At 40.5% G+C, this 1372-nt stretch carries 1 pseudogene; it reads right to left on the reverse strand.

Going from position 1 to position 1372, the window contains the following annotated elements:
• Positions 1 to 278 precede the first annotated feature (278 nt).
• Positions 279 to 1166, reverse strand: a pseudogene (locus tag QUB44_RS30870) (transposase); the annotation flags it as partial.
• Positions 1167 to 1372 lie beyond the last annotated feature (206 nt).

A 1372-nucleotide genomic window follows, 5' to 3' on the forward strand; every position in this document is an offset into this window, starting at 1 on the left:
ATTAATAATTAAATGGGGTCGCAAAATCAAAAATAAGGGCAATGCTTGTATCACAGTTTAAATGTGCAACAGCTTATTTATCACCGTACTCACCGGAATTTAACCCGATCGAACATTTATGGTGGGAATTAAAGGCAGGGCTCAGGAGATTTGTACCTCGAAGTGTACAGATTGTGGAAAAACTCTTGGAATTGGGAGTGAAATTATGTTCAAGTAAGCAAATCGAAAATTATTTTGCTCACTGCTGTTACTGTACCTCTTAGTCACGCAAAGTGCTGTAAGCTTACTATTCTGTCGGATATGCTCTGTTTATAGTTTTCAAATAACCAGAGCTGTTGCCGATAGACTTCTGTGAGGACGAGCAACGTTTTATATTGCTTTTTATTCAGACTTTCTAGGGTTGCACCTAACTCGATTAGCTGTTGAATATGACCGAGGTTTCTTTTGATGTATTGGAGTTGTTTTTGATTGCCTGTCTTTGTTTGTTGCGAGTGGGTCGTTTTTGTTTGGCAATTAACAAGTAATCTTTTCTGACCTGATTCCGGTAGGTTCTTGGTTTATTTTTGATTTGATTTTTTAGAGGTTTATAGAGGATGTCTATAATTTTTTCGGTGTGAACTCTGGCTTTGTTTAATAGTCCTAAGTCGGTCGGATAACTAATATCGGCTGGGGCCGAGGGAGCGTCTATGATTAGTTTTCCGTGATTTAGTGACTCATTTTTGCCGTCCGAATCTTTTTTTTTCAGGTTTGGCTGGCGTGAGTTATCGCATTTTTTCGACCAGGCGTTCGTTGACTTTATTAATTAGGTTCAGACTAATCCGTTGCCTAAAGTGAACTAATAGAGATGAGTCAAATGCGAGTTCATTACTGTAACTTGATTGACCGATCAAGTATTGTAGATAGGGGTTTTCCCGGATCTGTTCTACCGTTTCGCGGTCGCTAATTCCTAATTTTTCTTTGATAATTAATGCCCCTAATGCCATCCGAAATGATTTGGTGGGTGCGCCCTTTTCTGTGGGGAAGTTTTCAGCATATTCTGATTCAAATTCTGACCAGGGTATTACTTGGGCCATCTTTATCCAACGGTTATCTGCTGACAACTTTCCACATGAGGGAAGTTCAAAGTCGGAGGGTGAGGAAGGAGCAAGCTCAGCTTTTCGGTACACGATTACATATGGTGATGCACGGGTTTTGATCTATTTTAACCGTTTTTCTTGCACTTTACTCTTGATCGCACGAGCGAAACTTTTGGCCACGCAATATGTGATCGATTATTCAGCAAGCCCTATTTATGATCCGGGAGCATCCCGGTTTTGCAAAAGCCTCAAATGGCCAAGAGGTCGTTGAGGTAAGCACAACGAAGTTTTAGCAT

Source organism: Microcoleus sp. AT3-D2 (assembly GCF_036705715.1).
GTDB lineage: Bacteria > Cyanobacteriota > Cyanobacteriia > Cyanobacteriales > Microcoleaceae > Microcoleus.